The organism is Corallococcus sp. AB049A (genome assembly GCF_003668885.1).
GTDB classification, from domain to species: domain Bacteria; phylum Myxococcota; class Myxococcia; order Myxococcales; family Myxococcaceae; genus Corallococcus; species Corallococcus interemptor.
Genome location: NZ_RAWL01001505.1, coordinates 1 through 345, shown reverse-complemented (window position 1 = coordinate 345; position 345 = coordinate 1). Strand labels below are relative to the sequence as shown.

General features: G+C 68.4%; 1 pseudogene. It reads left to right on the top strand.

From position 1 onward, the window contains the following. Positions 1-345 (top strand): annotated as a pseudogene (locus D7X55_RS42755) (hypothetical protein); the annotation flags it as partial.

Genomic DNA, 345 nt, shown 5'->3' with positions numbered 1-345 from the left:
GCTGGACTCGGTATGGGAGGAGACGGCCGAAGCGCTGGAGGGGATGGTGGACCCCGAGGCGACGGTGTCGCTGCTGGTGATGACAGGGGCGGTGTACTTCAGCCTGTGGCTGGTGCCGGAGCCGCTGTTGTCGAAGGGAGTGGCGGCGACGCTGACGGTGGCGCTGATTGCGTACCTGGGCTGGGACACGGTGTGGAGTCTCATCCAGGGCTGGAGGGTGCTGGCGGCGGAGGTGAGGGACGCGGACACGTTCGACGGCATCCGGAGCGCGGGAGAGAAGTACGGCGAGGTGATGGGCAAGCAGGCGGCAAGGGCCTTCGTGATGCTGGCGATGGCGGCGCTGGG